The sequence below is a fragment of the Streptomyces sp. 11-1-2 genome (assembly GCF_003595545.1).
GTDB classification, from domain to species: domain Bacteria; phylum Actinomycetota; class Actinomycetes; order Streptomycetales; family Streptomycetaceae; genus Streptomyces; species Streptomyces hygroscopicus_B.
This window is the reverse complement of the sequence record NZ_CP022545.1, coordinates 576,196-598,514: the sequence shown is the minus strand read 5'-3', so window position 1 is coordinate 598,514 and position 22,319 is coordinate 576,196. Positions and strand designations below refer to the sequence as shown.

Genomic DNA, 22,319 nt, shown 5'->3' with positions numbered 1-22,319 from the left:
GACCCGAACCACGGACCTCGAACGACAGACACCGAGCCCGGCTCGGGCGACCCCCATCGAAAGAGAGAGCAAGAGCATGACGCAGGAGGCCAGCGGCCCCCTCTCAGCACAGGACCCACCGGCCGGTGAAGGCCGGACCGGTCCCCGGCCCGCCGGGCCCGCCGGTGCGACGCCCGGCGCGCTCGCCCTGCTGACCCTGTGCGCCGCCCACTTCATGGACGCCATCGACCTGTCCGACGTGGGCGTCGCCCTGCCCGCCATCCAGGACGACCTGGGCATGTCACCGACGTCCCTGCAGTGGGTGATGTCCGCGTACGCCCTCGGCTACGGCGGTTTCCTGCTGCTGGGCGGCAGGGCGGCCGACCTGCTCGGCCGCCGGCGTACCTTCCTGGCGGCCGTCGGTGTGTTCGCGGTGGTCAGCGTGGCGGGGGCGGTCGCTCCCAGTGGCGGGCTGCTCATCGTGGCCCGGCTGGTCAAGGGCGTGGCCGCCGGGTTCCTCGCCCCGGCGGCACTGTCCTTGATCACCACCAACTGGCCGGAGGGCCCCGAGCGCGGCAGAGCCCTGGGCTGGTACGCCACCGCGGGCGCCTGCGGATTCGTCGGCGGCCTGGTGCTCGGCGGTGTGCTCACCGAGGTCTCCTGGCGGCTGGTGTTCGCGCTGCCGGTGCCCATCGCCGTGGCCGCGCTCATCGCGGGAAGCCGTCTGCTGCCGGCGGACCCGCCGCCGGCCGGGCGGGGCGGAGTCGATGTCGCCGGGGCGCTGACCGTCACCGGCGGGCTTCTCCTGTGTGTCTACGCCATCGCACAGGCGCCGGAGCACGGCTGGACCTCGGTGCGCACCATCGCCCTGTTCGCGGCGACAGCCATCCTGCTCGCTCTATTCGTGCGCATCGAGGCCAGGGCCGGCACGCCCCTGGTGCCCCTGTCCTTCCTCACCCGCCGCCAGAGCGTGGGCGCCAACTTGACGATCTTCGCGATGTGGGGCGCGTACACCTCCTTCGCGTTCCTCGCCACCCTCTATCTGCAGAACGTGCTGGGCTGGACGCCCCTGGAGACGGCCGGTGCCTTTGTCCCCCTCGGCCTGGTCAACGGCGCGGTGGCGCCCTTCGCGGGGCGTCTCGCGGCCCGGTTCGGCGCCCACCGCATGATCGCGGCCGGGATGCTGCTGCTGGCCGCGTCGTACGCGATGTTCTTCCGGTTCGGACCCGACTCCTCCTTCGTCTCCGTGGTCCTGCCCGTCATGGTCCTCAACGGCCTCGGCACCGCCGCCACGTTCCCCGCCCTGAACATGAGCGCCGTCACCGGTGTACCCGACCGGGACCAGGGCCTCGCCGGGGCGCTGCTCAACACCTCCATGCAGATCGGCGGTGCCGTCGTGCTGGCCGTCGTCACCGCGGTGGCCGACGCCGGTCAGCGGGCGAACGGCACGGATCCGCTGGCCGGATACGTCCCGGCCATCGCGGTCATCGTCGGCGGCGTCCTCGCGGGTCTGGCCGCCACCACGCTCATCCGCAACGCCCCAGCGCACCCCACCCTGCCCACCACCGACGCTTCCCGCGGTGGCACCGAAGAAGGACAGCACCATGACGACACCCACTCATCCCGCTGATTCCCGGGAGTTCACGGGCAAGACCGCCCTGGTCACAGGGGCGGCACGCGGCGTCGGCAAGGAGACCGTCCGGCTTCTGCACAGCCGCGGCGCACGGATCGTCGCCGTCGACCAGCGCCACGAGGTGACGGAACTGGCCTCGGACTTCCCGGGTGTTCACCCCTTGGCCGGCGACATCACGGAAGAGGCGACCGTCCACCGCGCGGTACGGGCAGCCGTCGATGCCTTCGGCGGCCTGGACATCCTGGTCAACAACGCCGGGCGCACCCTCAACAAGCCGATCACGGAGACGACGGCAGAGGACTGGGACACCGTGATGGCGGTCAACGCCCGGGGATCCTTCCTCGTCTCCCGTGAGGCGTTCCGGGTGATGAGGGAAGGCGGTGGTGGAGCCATCGTGAGCACGGGTTCCTACACATGCACCGTCGCACTGCCCCAGGGCGCCGCGTACAGCGCCTCCAAAGGTGCCCTGGCTCAGCTGACCAAGGTCCTCGCCGTCGAAGGCGGGCCGCTGGGCATCCGGGCGAACATCGTGGCCGCGGGAGTCATCGAGACGGACTTCCTCGACACGTTCCGGTCCGACAGCCGTGCGTACCTGGCATCCTTCGCCGACGCCCAGCCGCTCGGCCGGGTGGCCCAGCCCGAGGAGATCGCCGAAGTGCTCTGCTTCCTCATCTCGCCCCGCTCCAGCTTCATCACGGGTGCCGTGGTCGCGGCGGACGGCGGCTTCACCGCGATCTGAGCGGCGGACCCGCACAGTGGGCGTTTTACGCAGCGGCAGCGGCGTAAGCGCCCACCTGCCATTGCGGGGACCGTCCGGCCGGTCCAATTTCTCTATGTAGTGCTATATGGGGCATGACCGGCATGGTGAATGCGCTCCGCCAACACGAATGGAATGAGCAATTCCATTTCAACTCCATTGCGCAACTTGTGACTTGCATCACAAGCTCATCCACAATGGATCACATTTTCGTATCTCTGTGAAACGATGCACCGGTGCTGGCCTCGACGAAGTAGCTCATCGCGAGACAACACCGATCCACGGGGCCACCCGAATCCACATCGGGTGGCAGTACGGCAAATGACTTCTTCAAGTTTTGGCTAGCCGTAACGGGGAGGCGCCAATGCCAACGATGATTGTTATCGGATACAGAGACGATCTCGATCAGGCACTGCGGCGCCGAGACATGGACCCCTTCTATATCGTCCAGGCACCCGCGAGCCCGCCGAAGGGTCGGAGGTCCATTCGGGTCGCCGACATGGAGAACGCCCAGGAGATACTCCGGGCGGTGCTCTCCGCGCGCATTGACGATGTGGCGGGGGTGCTGAGTGTCCATGAAATGGGCGTCTTCGGGGCAACCTATCTGCGGCAGCAGCTGAACCTTCCCGGGAACACGGATTCAAAGACGGCCCTCTACTTCCGGGACAAGTATCTCCAGAAGAGCAAGCTACCGTCTCGGGTGAAGCGGGCGCGCTGCCGGCATGTGTCCATAGGTACGTCGTTCACCGACCTCGCCAATGACCTGGGAGATGTCTTCGTGGTCAAGCCGGCGACCGGAGCCGGCGCTCTCCGTACGAACATCGTCCGTTCTCCGGAGGAGTATGCACAGGCCCTGACGCTGTTCTCCGGTCAGTCGGATGTCGAGATCGTCGCCGAGTCCTTCGTGGGCGCGCCCGAGGTCTACCTCGACGGCGTCTGGGAGAACGGAGACCTCCAATGGTCGTCCATGAGCAGCTACCACACCTCGCCGCTCACGGCCGCACAGGGCGGGATCCTGTCCGCGTACGTACTGGACAGAAGGCGGAATTCGCCATTGTTCCAGCAGGCGGAGACGCTCGCGAGGGAAGCACTCACCAGCCTGAACGCACCTGATTGCGTATTCCATCTGGAAGCGTTCATGGAAGAAGCGGGGCTGACCTTCGGCGAGTGTGCCATCCGCCTCCCGGGGGCGCTGTCCCCTCAGGTCAATAAGTTGACCTTCGGCGTCGATCTCTTTGACGTCGAAATCAGTCTCGCGCTGGGGGGCGGGGCGATTGAAGCCCTGCGGGGCCACGGCGCTCCGAAGCGCTTCTACGGCTACATTCTGCTGCGCCGGCCCGACGGCTGCAATTTGACCCAAAGGGATTTCGAGCGCAACTTCCTTTTCGATGAGATCGATTACGATTCATCACCCGATGCGCCGATCGGGCCGTATGGCCGCGTGGGACAGGCCATCTTATCCGACCCGGATGAGCTGAAACTGCAGAAGGCCATCGAGGACATCGTGCGATTCAACGAGGTTGGCTCCATCTGACCTTCCGGCCAGTCCGGACCGAGCCACCGGCCGGGGATACCCCGGCACCAACGGAATCGCATCGTCTCGATCACGCGTGCCGCGGGCGCCGAGCTCCGCCCGCCCCTGGCCGCATTCAACCGTGCCCCGCCCAGGATCCGCACCCCCGTCGGCGTCAATGTGCGAACCCGACCCCGATCGCCTTTCCGCGGCGCGACGCGCCCCAAGCTCCGCTCGCCATGGTTTTCCGTCCCTTCTGATCGGAGGACTTCCCCCATGCCGGATCAACGTCATGCCTCGACACTCCCGCAGCTGCTCGAGCGCGCGGCATCCGACACGACTCGAGGCGTTGTATTCATCGGCGGCCCCTTCCTTTCCTACGCGGAGTTGCGGGAGTGCGCCTGCCGGATTGCGCAGGGGCTGCGCGACCGCGGCACCGCCCCGGGTGACCGGGTACTCATCGCCGCCAACGATCCGGAACCCTTCTTCCGCGCCTTCTGGGGGTGCGTACTCGCCGGTGCCGTGCCGTGTCCGATCGCACCGCCGGCCGACCCTTCCCGGTGGCACGCTCAACTGGAGCACCTGCGCACGCTCCTGGGCGACCCGTTGGTGGTCATGTCCAAGACGGCCCACGGAGACCTGCCCGACGTGGGGCTGCGGAGCGTGACGGTCGAGGAGCTGAGTCATGCCGTGGCCGAGCCCGATCAGCACCATGTGGCCGCGCCGGACGATCTCGCCCTGCTGATGCTCACCTCCGGGTCCACCGGGTCGAGCAAGGCGGTCAGACTCACCCACGCCAACCTGCTGGCGGCCCAGTCCGGTAAGGCGGGAGCGCTGGAACTCGGGCCCGACGACACCTCGTTGAACTGGATCTCGGTCGATCACATCGCCGCCATCGAGGCGCATCTGCTGCCGATGTTCAACGGCGCCGGCCAGGTCATGACGACGCCGGCCACGGTGCTGGCGGACCCCGTGGAGTTCCTCCGGCTGCTCACGGCTCATCGGGTGCGAGTGACGTTCACCCCCAACTTCCTGTTCGGGCAGATCAACCAGGCCCTCGCCGGGCGGCCCGCCTCGCGGCAGGAGGTGGACCTGTCACACATACGGCACATCATCTCCGGCGGTGAGGCCACCGTGACCGCCACCGTACGGGCGTTCCTGGACACGCTCTCCCGCTACGGGTTGCGCGGAGATGTGATCGTGCCCGCGTTCGGAATGACCGAGACCTGCGCGGGCAGCGTGTTCAACCGCGACTTCGCCACCCGTGACCTGGAGACGGAGTTCCCCCCGCTGGGCAGCCCGGTGCGGGGCCTGCGGATTCGCATCACCGACGACGACGGCAAGGTGCTGGCCGCCACCGACCAGCCCGGATCGGCCGAGCCGGGGGAGGTGCAGCTGCACGGCCCGATGGTCTCCGACGGCTACTTCGGCAACGACCGGGCCACCGCACAGGCGTTCACCCCCGATGGCTGGTTCCGCACCGGAGACCTGGGCCACCTCGACTCCGAGGGCCGATTGATGCTGGTCGGCCGCACCAAGGACTCCATCATCGTCAGCGGCGTCAACTACTACAGCCACGACCTGGAAGCGGTCCTGGACGAGCTGGACGGGGTGAAGCGCGGACAGGTCGCCGCGTTCCCGATACGCCCCGAGGGGGCCGACACCGAACAGCTCGCCATCGCGTTCGTCCCGGCGGGCGGCACCGCTGACGAGACCGCGGTGTACCGGGCCATCGTGGCGATCCGCAGCTCCACGGTGATGCACTGGGGATTCCGGCCACAGCTGATCCTCCCCGTCGCCGAGGACGAGATCCCCCGCGGCAACCTCGGCAAGATCCAGCGGTCGCGGCTGCGCGCGGCCGTCGAGGACGGGAGCCTGGACGAGGCGGCCCGTCGGTCGGACGAGGTGAGCACCCGGTTCCTCGGCGGCCACGTGGCCCCGGAGGGCGACGTCGAGACCGCACTGGCCGCCATCTACGCACGCGTCCTGGACACCAGGACGGTGTCGTCGACCGCCAGCTTCTTCGACCTGGGCGGAACCTCGCTGGACGTGCTGCGGCTCAAGCTGGAGATTCAGACCGAGTTCGGCATCCAGGATGTGCCGATGTCCACGCTCCTGCAGGCCCCGGCCGTACGAGCGCTGGCCGGCCGCCTGACCGCCGGACACGGTGCCACCGGAGACGCCACCTACGATCCGCTGGTGCCACTGCAGGTCACCGGAGACGGGACGCCACTCTTCTGCGTCCACCCCGGCCTGGGGGAGGTGCTGGTGTTCGTCAACCTCGCCAAGTACTTCACCGGCGAGCGGCCCTTCTACGCCCTGCGCGCCCGTGGCTTCGGGGCGGGCGAGACCCACTTCGAGTCGTTCGCCGACATGGTCTCCACCTACGTCGAGGCCATCCGGCGGGCGCAGCCCAGCGGCCCGTACGCCGTCGCGGGGTACTCCTACGGCGGGGCGGTGGCGTTCGAGATCGCCAAGCGATTGGAAGCCGACGGCGACCAGGTCGGCTTCGTGGGTGTCTTCAACCTGCCGCCGCGGATCTCCGACCGCATGAACGAGATCACCTTCACCGACGGCGCGATCAACCTGGCGCTGTTCCTCGAGCTGATCGACGCCTCCGACATCGAGCGGCTGACCGCCACCCTCCGGCCGCTGCCCGAGGCCGATCAGCTGGCCTATCTGATCGACCACGCGCCCAAGCGGCGCCTGACCGAACTGGACCTCTCCGTCGAACGGTTCACCGCCTGGGTGCACCTCGCGCAGAGCATGGTGCACCTGGGCCGTACCTACGAACCGTCGGGTTCGGTCGGCCAGGTGAAGGTCTTCTACTGCACCCCGCTGCGCGGCACCAAAGAGGAATGGCTGGAGGGCCAGCTCAGCCACTGGGACGAGTTCACTCGTGACCCCAACACCTACATCGAGGTCGACGGGGAGCACTACACCCTGATGAGCCCGCAGCATGTGCAGACCTTCCAGGCGACCTTGCGGCAGGAACTGGCCCGCGCGCTCGGCTGAGACGGGCAGAAGGCAACCGCTGACACCACCAGGAGCCGCCGATCATGCAAGGCAAGAAGATTCTCATCACCGGTGGGACCGGACAGGTCGCGAGGCCCGTCGCCGAATCGCTCGCCACCGACAACGAGGTGTGGTGCCTGGGCCGGTTCGGCGACCAAAGCGCTCGCAAGGCCCTCCAGGAACGGGGCGCCCACACCGCCGTCTGGGACATGGCCACCGATGATCTGGAGGGCCTGCCGCGCGACTTCACCCATGTGCTGCACTCGGCAGTGCACCGGGGCGACGGCAAGGACTTCGAGGAAACCGCGCGCATCAACGCCGTCGGCACCGCACGGTTGATGACACACTGCTCCGCGGCCGAGGCGTTCCTGTACGTCTCGTCCGGGGTGGTCTACAACCGAGCCGATCGGACCCATCGGTACCGGGAGAGCGATCCGCTGGGCGGGGCGGCGCCGTGGCTGCCGACGTACCCCGTCGCCAAGATCACCGCCGAAGGAGTGGCGCGCGGTCTGTCCGAAGCACTCGCTCTGCCGACCGTGATAGCCCGCCTCAACATCGCCTACGGCCCGTACGGCCACGGCGGTGTGCCCATGATCCTCTTCAACCAGATGCGCAAGGGGCAGCCCTGCGCGGTGCCCCGCGAGGGGCAGAACTACTGCGACCTGCTGCACACCGATGACATCGTCCGTCAGGTACCGCTGTTGTGGGGCGTGGCGCAGGCGCCCGCGCGGGTCGTGAACTGGGGCGGTGACGAGGCGGTCGGCATGACCGATCTGCTGGAGTACATGTCCGCGCTCACCGGAGTGCCGGTCCAACTGGACCGCGGCGACTACAGCCGGGAAACGGCCACCTTCGACCACGGCGTCCGCCGCGACCTGATCGGGGACTGCTCCGTCGGCTGGAAGACCGGTATCGCCCGCACCGTGGCCGACTTGTTCGAGGAGTACCGCGACCGCGTCGACGACTACATCGATGCGCACGGAGCCGAGACATCTCAGTGACGAAGAGGAGTGGGGAACGAGCATGCGCAGGTCCGCAGATATCGACGCGCTTCAGCAGGTGCTGTCCGCTGCCCTCGGGTCCCGCGAGCCGGTGTGCTCCCTGGCCCAACTAGGCCGGGATGCCGACGCGTTCGCCGCCCTGGACCCCGCCGTGCTCGAGCGCCCCACCCTGGTGGGCGGCGGGTCCCCGTACCACCCGACCAGCCCCGTCCCAGCCCTCCACACCCTCGATGAGCTGGCCCGCCGCGCCGATGAGCTGAACGTGGCCCAGATCCTCGTGCCGAATGTGCGCCGCAGTGACGACACCGGCGCGCTGCGGGCGGCAGGTCTCGTGCCCCTCGCCACCGAGAGCGAGTGTGTCGTCCGGTTGCCCGGCGAGGTGGACGAGGTCCTGCGGGCCCGCGTCGGTGCCGGGCAACTGCACGATCTGCGCCGCCACCACCACGCGCTCTCCTGTGACGTCACCTGGGAGCGGATCCCGCTGACCGAGCTCGATGGGAACCCCTGGGCGAAAGACGCCTTCGTGGAACTCCACCGGTGCCGGACGGAGCGCCACGGCGGTCAGGACAACCTGTACAACGCCGACGCCCTCGACGCCCTCGCACACGGCTCATTGGCGGACCGCACGGAGATGCTCGTGCGCCGTAGCGAGAAGACCGTCGTCCAGGCCGGACTCATCACCACATCCCACAACGGCCGGGGGCTCTACTACCTCACCCAGGCCATTGACCACGACGATCCCGCCGCGCGGCACAACCTCCACGTCGCGACCTTGTACGAGCTGTACCGCCACGCCCGGCGCTCCGGCCTGGAGTGGGTCCACCTCGGCCGGGGGGATGCCCACCGCATGCGCCCGCTCGGAGCCGATCTGTTCGTCCCCCTCGACCACTGGCTGCGGGCCCCCGGCCTCGCGGCCCCGGCGGCCGAGGGAGCGGAGCAGGCGGTGTCGGAGTTCGCGGCTCTCCCCGTCACGGGCGTACCGGTCCCGGGCCCGGCCCGTTTTCGCCAGGTGCCGCGGTTCGACACGATCGACCTGTCCAGCAACACCAGTCCGTTCCTGGGCGCCGCGGCCGAGTATCCCCACCTCGATACGGCAGAGCTGGCCGACACCTACCTCACCACGATCTCGACGCTGCCCGGCCACGACGGGGTCGATGCGCTGAGCGCGGATCACCTGCTCTTCACCAGCGGCGCGGTCGACGGCGTCATGCTGCTCCTGGCGGCGCTGGCGTCACCCGGCGAGTGCGTCTGCGTCATGCCGCCCACCTTTCCGCTCTATGCCCACTTCGCCCACCTCCTGCGCCTGCCCGTGGTCGAAGTGCCGCTGTGCGGTGACGACCTGTCCCGGCTCGACACCGAGGGCATCCTCGAGGCCGATCCACGGGTGACCATCCTGTGCGATCCCAACAACCCCGTGGGGACCAGGCTCGATCCGGAGCAGGTACACGACCTGCTGGTCGGGGGCCGCGGGCTGGTGGTGATCGACGAAGCCTATGTCGAGTTCAGCGAGAAGCCCTCGTACGCCGGGCTGGTCGAAGAACACGACAACCTCATCGTGCTCAGGACACTCTCCAAGGCATGGGGCCTCGCCGCCGCGCGGTGCGGAATCGCCCTGGCCCAGCCCGGCATCGTCGAAGCGCTGCGGCGGGTGCAGGTGCCCTTCGGGTTCACCAATGCCTCCCAGCACGCCGTGCGGGATCGGCTGACCAACTCGCGGCCGGTGCTCGACGGCATTCAGCGCATCCGCGCCGAGCGTGACCGGATGGCCTCGGCGCTCGCCGAACACCCGGCGGTGGACCGGGTGTTCCCCTCGGAGACCAACTTCCTGTTCGTCAGACTGCACAAGCACGAACGCGTCATGGAGCAGCTTCGGGACGCGGGGATAGTCGTCGCCGACACCGGGCGCGCGATCCCGGACACCTGCCGCATCACCATCGGCGATCGGCGTGCGAACACCGCCCTGCTCGACGCACTCTCCTCCGCCGTGTGAGCCACATCGATCAGCCGAAAGGATCCGATTCGTGGGTAATGAATCTCGCTCCGGTCTCACCCTGTCGAGCACCGTAGTCGCCGAAGCCTTTGCTCGCTGGAGTCCGGAGCTGCGGAAGGAATTCGACAACAACGCCCATAACGGCTGGATCGGCCAGTCGCTGGTGAAGGAGACCGATTCGCTGCGCATCTGGGAGACCTCTCTTCAGCCGGGAGAGCGGATCCCCGTCCATCGGCATGTGCTGGACTACTTCTGGATAGCGCTCACAAGCGGCCGGGCCCGCCAGCACTCAAGCGATGGCACCACTCACGAGATCTCCTATGTCCGAGGACAGTCTCGGCATTTTTGTTGCCCCGATGGGCGATACCACCTTCATGACCTGAAGAATATCGGCGATGAGGTTCTGTCGTTCCTGACCATCGAGACAAAGGGTGGACCGAACGAGCCCATTCAGCTCTGAATAGCGTGAGGGGTGGTCGGCCCGCGGGAGGGGATGTCCCGCGGGCCGGCCGCTCAGCTCTCCTTCTTGGTGACCACGAACCGGTCGATGACCAGGTAGTCGATTTCGGTGGCGAGGAAGCACTCCAACGCGTCCCGCGGCGAGCAGACGATGGGCTCACCGGCCACGTTGAACGAGGTGTTGAGGAGGCAGGGCACATCCGTCCGCGCGGTGAACGCGTGCAACAGCCGAGCGAGCGCGGGGTTCTGCCGCTCGTTCACCGTCTGGGCCCGTGCCGTGCCGTCCACGTGACAGGCGCCGGGGATCCGCTCCTGGTACTCCTTCCGCACCGGGAAGACGAAGGTCATATAGGGGGATGAGGTCTTCTTGCCCATCTCGAAGACGCGCGGGGCCTCGGATTCGAGGATGACCGGCGCGAACGGGCGGAAGGGCTCCCGGTGTTTCACCCGGAGATTGATGATGTCCTTGATGTCGGGGAAGGATGGATTGGCGAGGATGCTGCGGTTGCCCAGGGCACGCGGTCCGAACTCCGCCCGGCCCTGGAACCAGCCCACGACGTTCTTCCCGGCCAGCAGCTCCGCCGTCCTGTCGGCGACCGAAGCAGCGTCGGGCTCCTCCTGCCACTCGACGCGGTCCGCGTACCCCGCGAGGGTGTCCAGGACCTGCCTCTCGTCGTACGAAGGCCCCAGGTAGGGGGTGGTGACCGCGTCGGCGGGCCGGTTCCTGAGACCGGCGGCGTACACGGCCGCGCCCATGGCTACCCCCGGGTCGCTGGCCCCGAAGCTGACCTCCATACCGGTGAACGGCGACCTCTCCAGCATCTTCGTATTGGCCACGCAGTTGAGCGCCAGACCGCCCTCGAAGAGCAGGGTGTCCAGGCTGGAGGCCGCGGTCAGCGTCCGCAGCTGATGAGCGGTGATGGCCTCGACCATGTGCTGTGCCAGCCCTGCGACCTTCACACGGAAGTCGAACTGCTCGCGCTTCTCGCTGTCACCGCCGAACAGGCTGTCGAACAGCGCATAGTAGGCCCCAATGTCCCGGGGGATGGAGATGGTGTACGAGCCGTTCTCGTGCAGCCGCACCACGCGTTCGAGCAGCGGATTGTGGTGCGGCGGCGGGCCGTACGCGGCCAAGCCCATCACCTTGTACTCGTCGTTGTTCGGTACGAACCCCAGGTAGCGGGTGATCCTCCCGAACGCCACCCCGAGCGAGCTGGTCATGGGGACCGCGCTCTCGTCGAACAGGCGGACCACACCGTTCCGCAGCTCGCCCATGACGGCGGACAGGGTCTCCGCCCGGCCGTCGCTCACCAGGAAGGCGGCGTCGCCCCCGCCGGCCAGGTAGGCGCCGCACATGAGATGGGCCAGATGATGGGGCACCAGGGTGAGCTTGTTGGGATCCAGCTCGTGCCCGGTGCGCTGGACGAAGTCGTTGTACACCGCGTCCCGGCCGAGCATGTCGGTGTAGAGCTCACCCGTGCTGCGCAGAGCGTCGAACTTGGCCGTGACCGGCATGTCGGAGTCGCATATCTCCGAAATCATCTGCTCGGCCACGGTCGGCGAAAACCGCCAGGGGAAAGCGAAAACATCCACCTGGTCGATGTCGACGCCAGCCGAGTTCAGACACCACGTGATTGCGTCCGCCGGAAAATCGGAGGTCTTCTTGACCCGGCTCAGCCGCTCCTCCTCGACCGCCGCAACCAACTCGCCGTCGATCACCAGAGCCGCCGCGGCGTCGTGACCCACCAAGAGATTACGGCCGACACCAGTTGCCCCGTAGAGACGCCCGAAAAGTTCCGCACCTCTGCTGAATCCGTTGTAACCGAGTACGATCACTGGCTCTCAGCCTCCCAAGCACGACAGTAGCGTCAGGAAGAACAGGTTACTGGGCCCGCATACTTGAGGGATAGGCGTGATGCACAAGCAGATTGTGGATTTCTTTCCCCGGGCCCGACACCCGGGGAGAATTCCCCACCGAATGTCCCGCGGCTCGATATCCGCACAGCGCGCTCATGGATCTGAGGGGCGGAACTGGCCCGGTTTCCACGTGGTTTGCCCCTCGGGCGCGCCCGGACCGTGGCTGAACGCGGCCACGGGTACGTATGCTTTGGGTCATGTTGAGGTTGGAACGGCTCCGGGCAGACCACGCGCCTGCCCTGCTGGCCTTCGAACGCGAGAACCGCGAGTACTTCGCTCGGTCGATCTCCGACCGCGGGGACGCGTACTTTGCGGAGTTCGCTTCCCTTCACCGCGCCCGGCTCGCCGAGCAGGACGCCGGTGTGTGTCACTTCCATGTCGTCATGGACGACCAGGGGGAGTTGGTCGGCCGCGTCAATCTCGTGGACGTCGAGGAAGGCGACGCCGAACTCGGCTACCGGATCGGCGAGCGCGCCGCGGGCCGTGGGGTGGCAACCGCCGCCGTGCAAGAAGTGTGCCGCCTGGCCGCCACGGAGTACCGCCTCTCCACCCTCACCGCGGTCACCACCCTTGACAACGTGGCCTCGAAGACCGTGCTCGAACGCAATGGATTCACCGTCGTGGGGAACGTCACCGTGGCCGGGCGCGCGGGTATGCGCTATCGCCACAAGCTCGTTGCGGCGCGCTGATTCCACCCACGGTCGCGTGCAGCAGCGGGTGGCGTTGGCGAGGTCAGGTGGTGGCCAGCAACAGGTCCTCTCCGCTGGACGGACGAAGGCCGTCGGTGCGACCGGCGAAGTAGCGCTCGGCGAGCGAGGCTCCCGGCACGTGCCGGGCGTCCTTGAAGCCGGATGCGCGGGCCAGCGCCAGCATGTCCTGCGGGGTATAGAAGCTGACGAACGGCGTTCCGGCCGCTTGCGCACCGTCCTTGCTCGCCTTGAGGCCAGGGCGATCGGCGTCGTCGAGGAGCTCGGCCGGCAGCAGGAAGGTCATGGCGAGCGTCGAGCCGGGTGCGAGCCCGGCGATCTGACGCAGGGTGGCCGCGGTGGCGTCTTCGGTGAGGTACATGGTGACGCCGGTGGAGACGATGACCGCCGGCCGGTCGGAGTCGAAGCCGGCAGCGGTCAGCCCCTCCAGCCAGGACTCGCTCGCTTCGAAGTCGACCGGCACCAAGTGCAGCCAGTCGGGGATGCCGTAGCCGAGCTCGACCAGGCGGTGGCGCTTCCACTCCTGGGGGCCGGGCTGGTCGACCTCGAAGAGCTGCAGCCGGGAGGCGATCTCCGGCCTGCGCTGGGCGAAGGTGTCAAGACCGGCTCCCAGGGCGACGTACTGAGTGACGCCGCGATCGGCCTGCTCGGCGACCAGGTCCTCGATGAAACGGGCGCGGGCCACAATGGCCGCCCGGAACCCGCTGGTGGTGTGCGGATCCATGTCGGGGCGACGGCGCCAGTCGTCGTCGGGGGCCGCCAGCCGCAGGCCGATCTCGTCGTCGAGCACATGCGGCGGCGGGTCGACCTGGACATGCATCGCCCGCCAGAGGGCGACCCGCACGGCGGTGCTGTCCGGCGTCTTGCCCTGCTCGTCTGCCATGATCTTCCCTCTCCTTCCCGGAAGCGCCCTCACCGCTCGCGACGCGTCCGGCGTTTCCCGCTCAGCCGACACCGTCGGAGACTACTCGTCCGGGGACTCGGGATATCCGCTGCCGGCTTCGTTGAATCGCACGATTTCCTCGATCGTCCGCTGCAGCTTCAGCTCATCCTGGTCGGATACGATGGCCTGTCCAACACGGCCATACGGCCCGACCGGGGCATCAGGTGACGAAGAATACTGGATCTCATCGAACGTGAAGTGACGTTCGAAATCGCTCTGCGTCAGACTGCCGCTTTTCGGGCGACGGAGCAGGATGTAGCCGTAGAATCGATCCGGGTCACTGCTGTCCAGCGGCTGGGTCACCTCTTCTCCGAGCGCGAGGCTGATTTCGACGTCGAAGAGATCGACGCCGAATGTCAGCTTATTGACCTGAGGGGAGAGCGCTCCCGGGAGACGGATGGCGCATTCACCGAAAGTCAGTCCCGAGTCTTCCGTGAACGCTTCCAGGTGGAACACGCAATCCGGTGCGTCGAGGCTTGTGAGTGCCTGTCTGGCGAGCGTCTCCGCTTGCTGGAACAGTGGTGAATACCGCTTTCTGTCCAATATGTGGGCGGCCAGCACGCCGCCCTGTACGGCACTCAGCGGTGATATGTGGTTGCGGCTCATGGACGACCATCGGAGATCGCCGTTCATCCAGATGCCGTCTATGTAGACTTCCGAGGCGTCTATGAAGGACTCGGCGACGATCTCGACATCCGACTGCCCGGAGAACGGCTTCACGGCCTGCGCGTACTCGTACGGGGACCGGACGACGCTCGTGCGAAGGGCGCCGGCTCCGGTAGCCGGCTTGACCACGAAGACGTCCCCCAGATCGTTGGCAAGATCCGTGAAGGACGTGCCGATGGGCACATATCGGCAGCGCGCTCGCTTGACCTGCGGCGGCAACTTGCTCTTCTGCAGGTGCTTGTCCCGGAAATAGAGAGTTGCCTTCGAGTCTGTGTTTCCGGGAAGGCTCAACTGCTGCCGCAGATAAGCTGCCCCGAAGACGCCCAATTCATGGACGGTCAGTACTCCCGCTACGTCATCAAGATGTGCGGAGAGCACTGCTCGCAATATCTCCTGGGCGTTCTCCATGTCAGCGACACACCTGAAGCGTCGGCCCTCTGGTGTGTTCGCCGGCGCCTGCACGATATAGAAGGGGTCCAAGCCCCGGTGCCGCAGCGCCTGGTCCAGACCATCCCTATGTCCGATGACAATCATCGTCGGCATTCTTGTCTCCCCCGGTTACGGCTGGCCAAAACATTGAAGAAGTGATGCGCCATACCGTCATCCGATGCCAATACGGGTGGCATCATTTCACAGAGGTGCGGAGATGTTGCCTGTGATGTAGATCACGGGAAATCTTTGTGGTGGGTGGCATGGATCGTCCATTCCTTTTCTTCTCGCCGGAGAATCAAACGAGGCATATGGCACGAGATCGTTGGTTCGGCTCCGGTCATGCGTGGTGCCCGGCGTGGTCCGGGTCGAGACCGGCGTCGCCGATCACGGCGAACGGCAGTATCGAGACGAAACCGACGCCATAGGCGGTCAGCCCGATCCAGTTCCACCGGCCGTAGATGCCGCGGGGGTTGAAGATCTCACGGATCGAGTAGCGGCCACGCCGCACCACATAGAAGTCGATCAGGTTGACCGCGGTCCACGGTGTGAAGAGGTAGCCGAGGACGATCGGGAAGTCCCCGAAGGTGGTCAGGAAGTCATCGTCGGCACTGAAGGCGAGCGCGGTGGAGACCACGCCGAGGACCACCAGTGTGGCGATGCGGGTGCCCAGGGTCAGCGGGATCCGCTTCACCGAGTCGATGCTGGAGAGCAGCGTGAGACTGCCGCCGTAGCAGTTGAGCGTGCCGATGGTGAACAGCGGAATCACCGACAACAGCAACAGCACCACACCGAAGCCGGACAACAGCTGGTCACCGGCGCTGACCACGGCATCCACCAGGCCCAGCTTCGGGAACAGCCCCGCGGCCACCGCCCCCACCAGCATCATCCACGCGCCACCGTAGTGCCACGATCCACACCGCCTCGGGGGTCATCTCGCGCAGCTCGCCGGTGTCCGCCCCGGCCGAGAAGGCCCGCGGCACTCCGGTGACGACCACGGCCCGGCTGGTGCGCACCTCCTGGCTGCGCAGGGCGTCGAGCAGGACGGACTCCAGATGGGTGGAGAGCGCGTTGAGCTTCCGCTCGCGCCGCAGCGTGAGGACGGCGATGTCGTGGTGTTCGCCGGTGCGCTCGATCTCCACGGTGCCGGCCTCCGGGGAGGTGACGGGCGTTGTGTCGGTGACGGTCATGGCGCTGGTGCTTCTCCTGCCTCGCTGCTTGACGGCCGTTGCCGCGCCGGGTGTGCGGGCGGCGCGACAATGGGGTGGTCGGCGCAGGGGCCGTGGGCGTGGCCGTACGGCCCCTGCCGCCGGATGGCGCCGGTCAGCTCCCGGCGGTGAAGGACAGCAGGTCGTCCAGGCCGCGCTTGCCGACCTCGTTGGCGATGACCAGCCGCTGGATCTCGGAGGTGCCCTCCCAGATCCGGTCCACCCGCAGCTCGCGCCACAGCCGCTCGACCGGCATGTCCCGCATATAGCCGCGGCCGCCGAAGATCTGCACACAGCGGTCGACGATCCGGTTGGACGCCTCGGAGGCGGCGAGCTTGGCGGTGGCGGCCTTGGCGTGCAGGGTCTTGCGGTCGCCACCCTGGTCGAACTCCCAGGCCACCTGGTGGGTGAAGGCGCGGTTGGTGGCGATCTCGGTCACCGAGTCGGCGATCATGCCCTGGATGAGCTGACGGTTCATCAGTACATCCCCGCCCTGCTCGCGCTCCTTGGCCCAGTCGACGGCCAGCCGCAGCGCGCGCTCGGCGGCGCCGATGGTGCGCGCGGCGATCATCAGCCGCTCCTCGGTGAACCAGTCGCGGGTCAGGTCGTACCCCTCGCCGATCCTGCCGAGGACGGCGTCCTGGCCGACCCGGGCGTCCTGGAAGAGGAACTCGGGGTGTTCGTAGACGAAGGTGTGGGTGTAGCGGGGGGTGCGCTTGACGGAGACGCCGGGAGTGTCCTTGTCGACGAGAAACATCGTCGGCTCGTTGTCCGGCCGCACATAGGCGAGGACGATGAGGAAGTCCGCCGCGTCGCCGACCGTCACAAACCACTTCTCGCCGTTGAGGACATAGCCGTCGCCGTCCCGGGTGGCCGTGGTGCGGATGCGGGAGGGGTCGGAGCCGGCATGTTCCTCGGTGATGGCCACCGCGTCGCGGCGGCGGCCCTCGATGTCCGGGACGAGGTAGCGCTCGCGCTGCTCGGGAGTGCAGGCGCTGAGGCAGTTGGCGGGACGCCACACCGCGTCCCACAGGGCGTTGGTGAGCTTGCCCAACTCGTCCTGGACGACGACCTGTTCCAGGATGGTGAGGCCCGCGCCGCCCCAGTCGGCGGGCATGTTGATGGCCTGCAGGCCATGGGCGAGCACCTCGTCGCGGATGACGGCGTGGGCTTCGGGCGGCAGACCGTTGTTGGCCTCGCACTCGTCCTCGAACTGCATGATCTTGCCGGTCAGGCTGGCGGCACGCTGCTTCAGTTCGGCCAGACGGGGGCTGAGGGCGAATTCCACGGTGTTTCCTCCTGTTGATGTGGCGCGAGCGAGTTGATGTGGCGCGAGCGAGCGCTCTTACGTGTGGGTGTCAGCCGGTGGCTGTCAGCCGGTGGGTGTCAACCGTGTGGTGTCAGCCCAGGACGATGCGGGCGTCCAGGCCCTGGCATCCGCGCGGAGTGGCGAGCAGCGGGTTGACTTCCAGCTCGGCGATCTCCGGGTGGGCCGCGGCTACTTCGGTGATGACGGCGATGGTGTGGGCGAGTGCGTCGAGATCGACGGCGGGTCGGCCACGCACGCCGTGCAGCAGGGCGGCGGAGCGCAGCCGATCCAGGAGCTCACGGGCCTGCCCGGGGGAGAGCGGGGCGAGCGCGAAGGCCACGTCGCGCAGCACCTCGGTGGTGACCCCGCCGAGGCCGAGCATGGTGACGGGCCCGAACCGGGGGTCGCGCCGGACACCGACGATCAATTCGACGCCGTCGCGCAGATCCGCCATGGCCTCGACGCAGTACCCCGGCGGAGACAGTCGCTCGGCCATGTCGGCGACGGCACCGCGGACCGCCGAATCGCCCTCCAGCCCGAGCGCGACACCACCGGAATCGGACTTGTGCAGCAGGCCGAGCGCCTTGACCACGACCCTGCCGCCGATCTCGCGGGCCGCCTCCACGGCCTCGTCCACGGTCGTGACCGGGCGCGCCGCCGGGAAGCGCACACCCGCGGCGCGGATCAGCTCGCGTGCGCTCCAGTAGCCGTCGTCCGCCACCGGCGGCAGCGGGGCGGGCAAGGGCCGCAGCGCGGGGTCGGCGGCGGTGCGCCGGGCCAGCATCCCGAGGCTGCGTGCCGCTTCCTCGATGGCGCGGAAGACGGGGACACCGCGTCGCTGCAGTTCCTCGGCGGCGTCGCTGTAGGGATACATGGTGTGAACGGCCACCGGTTTGCAGCGGTCGCGCACCAGCTTGCCCATCTCGGCGGCGGTCTCGGTCTCGGCGGCGGCCAGGGCGGCGCTGTACTCGCCGTAGCCGCCGAAGTAGCCGGTGATCAGGACCGAGTCGGTGTCCGGCGCGTCGAGCAGATCGCCCAGCACCCGGGCGAAGGAGGTGACGTCCCGCTCACCCATGCCCGCGAGGTCCACCGGGTTGCCCACCCCCGCCGACGGCGTCAGATGGCCGCGCAGCAGCCGCGACAGCTCGGCATCGAACTCGGGTACGGACAACCCGTACCGCTCGGCCAGGTCACAGGCGACCGAGGCATGCCCTCCGCCGTCGGCGAGCACCGCCACCCTGCGGGCGGGGGCCGCGCCGAACAGATGCAGCGCCTCCAGCAGGCTGGCCATCTGACGGGGGCTGGCCACCCGGTCGATCCCGCCGGCCCGGCAGGCCGCGTCGATCACCGAGCTGCCGCTGACCAGCGCCCCGGTGTGCGATTTGGCCCCGCGTACGGATGCCTCGCTGGCGCCGACGGTGAGCAGTACCACGGGCTTGCCCATCGTGGTGGCCTCGGCAGCCGCCGCCACGAAGTCGCGGCCGTCGCCGAAGTCCTCGCTGTACACCGCGATCAGCTTGGTCTCCGGGTGCACGGTGTACGCCCGGATGAGGTCGGCGACGGTGAGGTCGGCCTGGTTGCCGAGGGAGGCGAAGCGGGAGAAGCCGAGCCCCCGTTCGGCCAGGATCCGGCTGAGCTCCAGGGCCATGTTGCCGCTCTGCGAGATCAGGCCCACCGGGCCGGGCGGCAGCGGATTGGAGGACAGATACAGTTCGCTGCCGCTGTCCAGGACACCCAGGCAGTTGGGGCCCAGCAGCACGGCACCCGCCTCGCGCACCCGCCGGGCCAGCGCCGTCTGCCGCGCCTCGCCCTCCGTGCCGAGTTCCGCGAAGCCCGCGGTGATGCCGACGATGGCGCGCGCCCCGGCGGCGAGCGCGTCCTCGACGGCCGACTCGAACCCGGCCGCCGGGACGGCGATCACCGCGAGGTCGGCGCGCTGGGGGAGTTCGGCCATGGAGCGGTAGGCGCGCTGGCCGAGCACCGGTTCACCACGGCGGTTGATCAGGTACACCGGGCGCCGCTGCCGCATACGCAGCGCCTGCACACTGATCCAGTTGCCCCACTTGGCCTGGTCGTTGCTGGCTCCGACGATGGCGACCGCGTTGGGCGAGAACAGCGGTCCGAGGTCGCGTTCGGGAACGCGCCGCTCAGTGGCGGAGAGGGTCATGGGTTGTCCTTAGGGGACGAGTCCGGCGTGGTGAGGTCGGGTTCCGGCGCGGCGAGGTCGGGTACGGGGTGCCCGGCACCCCAGGCGTCCGCTCCGCCGTCGACCGCGACGGTGGTGCCGGTGATGTAGGAGCCCTGCGGGGAGGCGAGGAAGGAGATGAGGCCGGAGACGTCCTCGGGCCGGCCGAGCCTGCCCAGCGGCACCGACCGCTCCCAGCGTGCCCGGTCCTCTGGGGTGTAGTGGTCGTCCAGCCCTCCGGTGGCGATGGTGCCGGGGGCCACGCACACGGTGCGGATGCCGTACCGGCTCCACTCCAGGCTGAGCCCGGCCGCCAGGTTCTCCACCGCGGCCCGCGCGGAGGCGGCATGGGCGAAGCCGGGAATGCCGCGGCGCGGAGAGAAGGCGATGAAGAACACGGCGCCGGAGCGCTGCGGAATCATCGCCCGGCGGGCGACCTCCCGGGTCATCGCCCAGGTGGCGTCGACGGCGAGCCGGTGCACGGCCCGCCAGCCACCCGGGCTGATCTCCTCGGCGGGCGCCGAGAACTGCCCGCCCGCGTTGTTGACCAGGACGTCGATACGGCCGAACGCCTCGAGTGCGTGGCCCACGACCGTGGTGACGCTGCCCTCCTCGCGGATGTCCGCGGACACCGTGACGCAGGATCCGCCGAGGGCCTCGACCTCATCGGCCACCTCCGCCAGGGGCTCCGGGCGGCGCCCGCAGATCACGACGCGCGCCCCGCCTGCGGCCAGGTCCAGTGCGGTGGCCCGGCCGATGCCGGTGCCTCCGCCGGTCACCAGCGCGACCTTGCCGGTGTGGACATCCGGCCGTAGCCCGCTGCCCGGCGGCGCGGGTTGATCAGTCCGCACAGAGCCTCCTCGATCGGTGTGCCAAAGGTTTGACTGATGCGTCAGTTAGCCCTCCGGCCGAGACTGACGTCAAGGGGGTGCAGCGAGATAATTCCTATGGAGGGAAGGGAGTTCACCGTGGTCGCCAGACTTGCTGTGGAGCTGACGCATCAGTCAGAATGACCGGGCGCTGAGCGCCATGACCAGACGCCGAGCGCTGCCGCGGACGGGGAGCCAGGACCGAGGAATGGAGAGACGATGTGAGCACCGGCACGAAGACGGAGCCCAGGACCGATGAGGACCGCAGGGCGAGGATCCTCGACGCCACGTGGCAGCTGATCGCCGAGCGCGGCTTCCACGCCGTGCGCATCTCCGACATCGCCAAGGTCTGCGGCACCAGCACCGGCACGGTGCACTACTACTTCCCGGGGAAGAACGACGTACTGGCGGAGGCCCTCAAGTACTGCGTCGACCGGGCCTTCGCCCGCCAGTCCACCCAACTGCGCGCCGTTCACAACGCACACGAGCGGCTGCTGAAGCTGATCGACATGCAGTTGCCACGGGTCGGCCAGGTCCGGGACGAGTGGGCCATCTGGCTCCAGTACTGGGCCGAGGCCACCATCCGCCCCGAGTTCCGCCCGGCCCACAACGAGTACTACGCACGCTGGCAGGAGACCGTCCGCCGGATCGTCCAGCGCGGCCAGCGGCAGGGAATCTTCCGCGCGGACGCCGATCCGCACGTCGTCGCGCTGCGGCTGACCGCACTCACCGACGGCGCGGCGATCCAGGTGCTGACCGGAGTGCCCGGCATGACCATCGGCACCATGCGCGAGCTCCTGGCGGATTTCGTCCACCAGGAGCTGGTGGCCGGCGCACGCTGAGCCGGACTCGGCACGACCGGCCACATCGGCTGGGTCCGGCGCAGGCCCACCCCGCCGGGAGGCGAGCGGCGCTTGAACCTGTCGAGCCCATCGATCCCAGCTCTCCTACCGGAAGGTGTCCCGGCATGCCCCTATCGAGCCTCCTCGCGGTTTTCGCGCACCCGGACGACGAGTCCCTGTCGGCGGGTGGCGTGCTCGCCCAGCACGCGGCGGCGGGAGCGCGAACCGCCGTCGTCACGGCGACCTGGGCAGAGGACACCCAACGCGCCGCGGAGCTGGCCGATGCGCTCCACATCCTCGGCGCCGGCGCGCCACGGATGCTCGGCTATGCCGACGCTCGGGCACCGCAGTCGGCCCCGGGCAGCGTCCGGTTCTGCGACGCGCCGCTCGATGAGTCGGTGCGTCGGCTGGTCATGCACATCCGCGCGTTCCGCCCGGACATCGTCGTCACCCATGACGCCTATGGCGGGCTGACCGGCCATCCGGACCATCTCCACACCCACAGGGTGACCACGCTCGCAGTCGAGGCCGCAGGGCTGGACCGGCTCTACCCGGACACCGGCGCGCCCTGGCAGCCGAGCGCCCTCTACTTGGCCACGCACCCACACTCGGCAGCACAGGCGCTGGGCGCGCACCTGGTCCGGGGAGGCAGGACGATGTACAGCGTCCCCGACGAGTGGGTCACCGCGACGGTTGACGTCGGTCCCTGGCTCGAACAGAAGATCGGCGCGGTGCTCGCCCACCGCACCGAAGTGGCGCGGGGCGCGCTGCCGGGTCGGCTTGCGGCACTCCCGCCAGCCGACCGGGCAAAACTGGTGTCCACTGAGTGGTACATCCGCCGCGACCTCGTCCCCACGGCGGCAACCCAAACCCAACTGACGCCGCGCCGTTGAGCGG

At 68.4% G+C, this 22,319-nt stretch carries 18 protein-coding genes; 10 read left to right on the top strand and 8 right to left on the bottom strand.

Annotation, left to right across the window (positions count from 1 at the left end; genetic code table 11):
• The first annotated feature begins 76 nt into the window (after positions 1 to 76).
• The 7 genes from CGL27_RS02805 (at position 77) to CGL27_RS02775 (ending at position 10,348) form a co-directional block, all read left to right on the top strand.
• Positions 77 to 1,609 (top strand): MFS transporter, encoded by a 1,533-nt coding sequence (locus tag CGL27_RS02805; protein ID WP_119984242.1) that lies wholly within the window; start codon positions 77 to 79, stop codon positions 1,607 to 1,609.
• On the top strand, positions 1,584 to 2,351 hold the full coding sequence (locus tag CGL27_RS02800; RefSeq protein ID WP_119984240.1) for an SDR family oxidoreductase: 768 nt from the start codon (positions 1,584 to 1,586) through the stop codon (positions 2,349 to 2,351). Before CGL27_RS02805 ends, CGL27_RS02800 begins: the two co-directional genes overlap by 26 nt.
• Before the next feature lie 382 nt (positions 2,352 to 2,733).
• The gene (locus tag CGL27_RS02795; protein ID WP_119984238.1) at positions 2,734 to 3,903 is read left to right on the top strand and encodes an ATP-grasp domain-containing protein; all 1,170 of its coding nucleotides are present in this window, start codon (positions 2,734 to 2,736) and stop codon (positions 3,901 to 3,903) included.
• 255 nt (positions 3,904 to 4,158) lie between these two features.
• On the top strand, positions 4,159 to 6,897 hold the full coding sequence (locus CGL27_RS02790; protein ID WP_119984236.1) for a non-ribosomal peptide synthetase: 2,739 nt from the start codon (positions 4,159 to 4,161) through the stop codon (positions 6,895 to 6,897).
• Between the two features lie 44 nt (positions 6,898 to 6,941).
• Positions 6,942 to 7,898 (top strand): NAD(P)-dependent oxidoreductase, encoded by a 957-nt coding sequence (locus CGL27_RS02785; RefSeq protein ID WP_119984234.1) that lies wholly within the window; start codon positions 6,942 to 6,944, stop codon positions 7,896 to 7,898.
• A gap of 22 nt (positions 7,899 to 7,920) precedes the next feature.
• Positions 7,921 to 9,888 carry an aminotransferase class I/II-fold pyridoxal phosphate-dependent enzyme gene (locus CGL27_RS02780; RefSeq protein WP_119984232.1) on the top strand — a complete coding sequence of 656 codons (1,968 nt, stop codon included), beginning with the start codon at positions 7,921 to 7,923 and terminating at the stop codon, positions 9,886 to 9,888.
• Between the two features lie 31 nt (positions 9,889 to 9,919).
• Complete coding sequence (locus tag CGL27_RS02775; RefSeq protein WP_078638294.1) at positions 9,920 to 10,348, top strand: hypothetical protein; 429 nt, start codon at positions 9,920 to 9,922, stop codon at positions 10,346 to 10,348.
• A 53-nt stretch (positions 10,349 to 10,401) separates the two neighbouring features.
• Here CGL27_RS02775 and CGL27_RS02770 read toward each other — a convergent pair whose 3' ends face one another.
• Positions 10,402 to 12,183, bottom strand: a complete 1,782-nt coding sequence (locus CGL27_RS02770; protein ID WP_119984230.1) for a carbamoyltransferase C-terminal domain-containing protein — start codon at positions 12,181 to 12,183, stop codon at positions 10,402 to 10,404.
• Between the two features lie 278 nt (positions 12,184 to 12,461).
• On the opposite strand from CGL27_RS02770, the gene CGL27_RS02765 reads away from it, so the two are divergent.
• Entirely contained in the window at positions 12,462 to 12,953 is a 492-nt protein-coding gene (locus CGL27_RS02765; protein WP_205587604.1) for a GNAT family N-acetyltransferase, read from the top strand.
• A gap of 43 nt (positions 12,954 to 12,996) precedes the next feature.
• On the opposite strand, the gene CGL27_RS02760 is transcribed toward CGL27_RS02765, so the two are convergent.
• The 7 genes from CGL27_RS02760 to CGL27_RS02730 all read right to left on the bottom strand — a co-directional run bounded on the left by CGL27_RS02760 (position 12,997) and on the right by CGL27_RS02730 (position 20,562).
• Complete coding sequence (locus CGL27_RS02760) at positions 12,997 to 13,854, bottom strand: class I SAM-dependent methyltransferase (protein ID WP_119984227.1); 858 nt, start codon at positions 13,852 to 13,854, stop codon at positions 12,997 to 12,999.
• Between the two features lie 81 nt (positions 13,855 to 13,935).
• On the bottom strand, positions 13,936 to 15,123 hold the full coding sequence (locus CGL27_RS02755; RefSeq protein ID WP_119984225.1) for an ATP-grasp domain-containing protein: 1,188 nt from the start codon (positions 15,121 to 15,123) through the stop codon (positions 13,936 to 13,938).
• Between the two features lie 226 nt (positions 15,124 to 15,349).
• A complete protein-coding gene (locus CGL27_RS02750) occupies positions 15,350 to 15,898 on the bottom strand; it encodes a cytosine permease (protein ID WP_240450329.1) in 549 nt (182 codons plus the stop codon).
• A complete protein-coding gene (locus CGL27_RS02745; protein WP_240450328.1) occupies positions 15,822 to 16,199 on the bottom strand; it encodes an enoyl-CoA hydratase-related protein in 378 nt (125 codons plus the stop codon). Before CGL27_RS02745 ends, CGL27_RS02750 begins: the two co-directional genes overlap by 77 nt.
• Positions 16,200 to 16,332: 133 nt before the next feature.
• Positions 16,333 to 17,505 carry an acyl-CoA dehydrogenase gene (locus tag CGL27_RS02740; RefSeq protein WP_119984223.1) on the bottom strand — a complete coding sequence of 391 codons (1,173 nt, stop codon included), beginning with the start codon at positions 17,503 to 17,505 and terminating at the stop codon, positions 16,333 to 16,335.
• A 112-nt stretch (positions 17,506 to 17,617) separates the two neighbouring features.
• Positions 17,618 to 19,693 carry an acetate--CoA ligase family protein gene (locus CGL27_RS02735; RefSeq protein ID WP_119984221.1) on the bottom strand — a complete coding sequence of 692 codons (2,076 nt, stop codon included), beginning with the start codon at positions 19,691 to 19,693 and terminating at the stop codon, positions 17,618 to 17,620.
• Positions 19,690 to 20,562: an SDR family oxidoreductase gene (locus CGL27_RS02730; protein ID WP_119984219.1), complete on the bottom strand. Its 873-nt coding sequence runs from the start codon at positions 20,560 to 20,562 to the stop codon at positions 19,690 to 19,692. Before CGL27_RS02730 ends, CGL27_RS02735 begins: the two co-directional genes overlap by 4 nt.
• A gap of 239 nt (positions 20,563 to 20,801) precedes the next feature.
• Here CGL27_RS02730 and CGL27_RS02725 point away from each other — a divergent pair, with 239 nt between their 5' ends.
• Positions 20,802 to 21,422, top strand: coding sequence for a TetR family transcriptional regulator C-terminal domain-containing protein (locus CGL27_RS02725; protein ID WP_119984217.1), 621 nt, complete (start codon positions 20,802 to 20,804; stop codon positions 21,420 to 21,422).
• A 125-nt stretch (positions 21,423 to 21,547) separates the two neighbouring features.
• A complete protein-coding gene (locus tag CGL27_RS02720; RefSeq protein WP_119984215.1) occupies positions 21,548 to 22,315 on the top strand; it encodes a PIG-L family deacetylase in 768 nt (255 codons plus the stop codon).
• Positions 22,316 to 22,319: the final 4 nt, after the last annotated feature.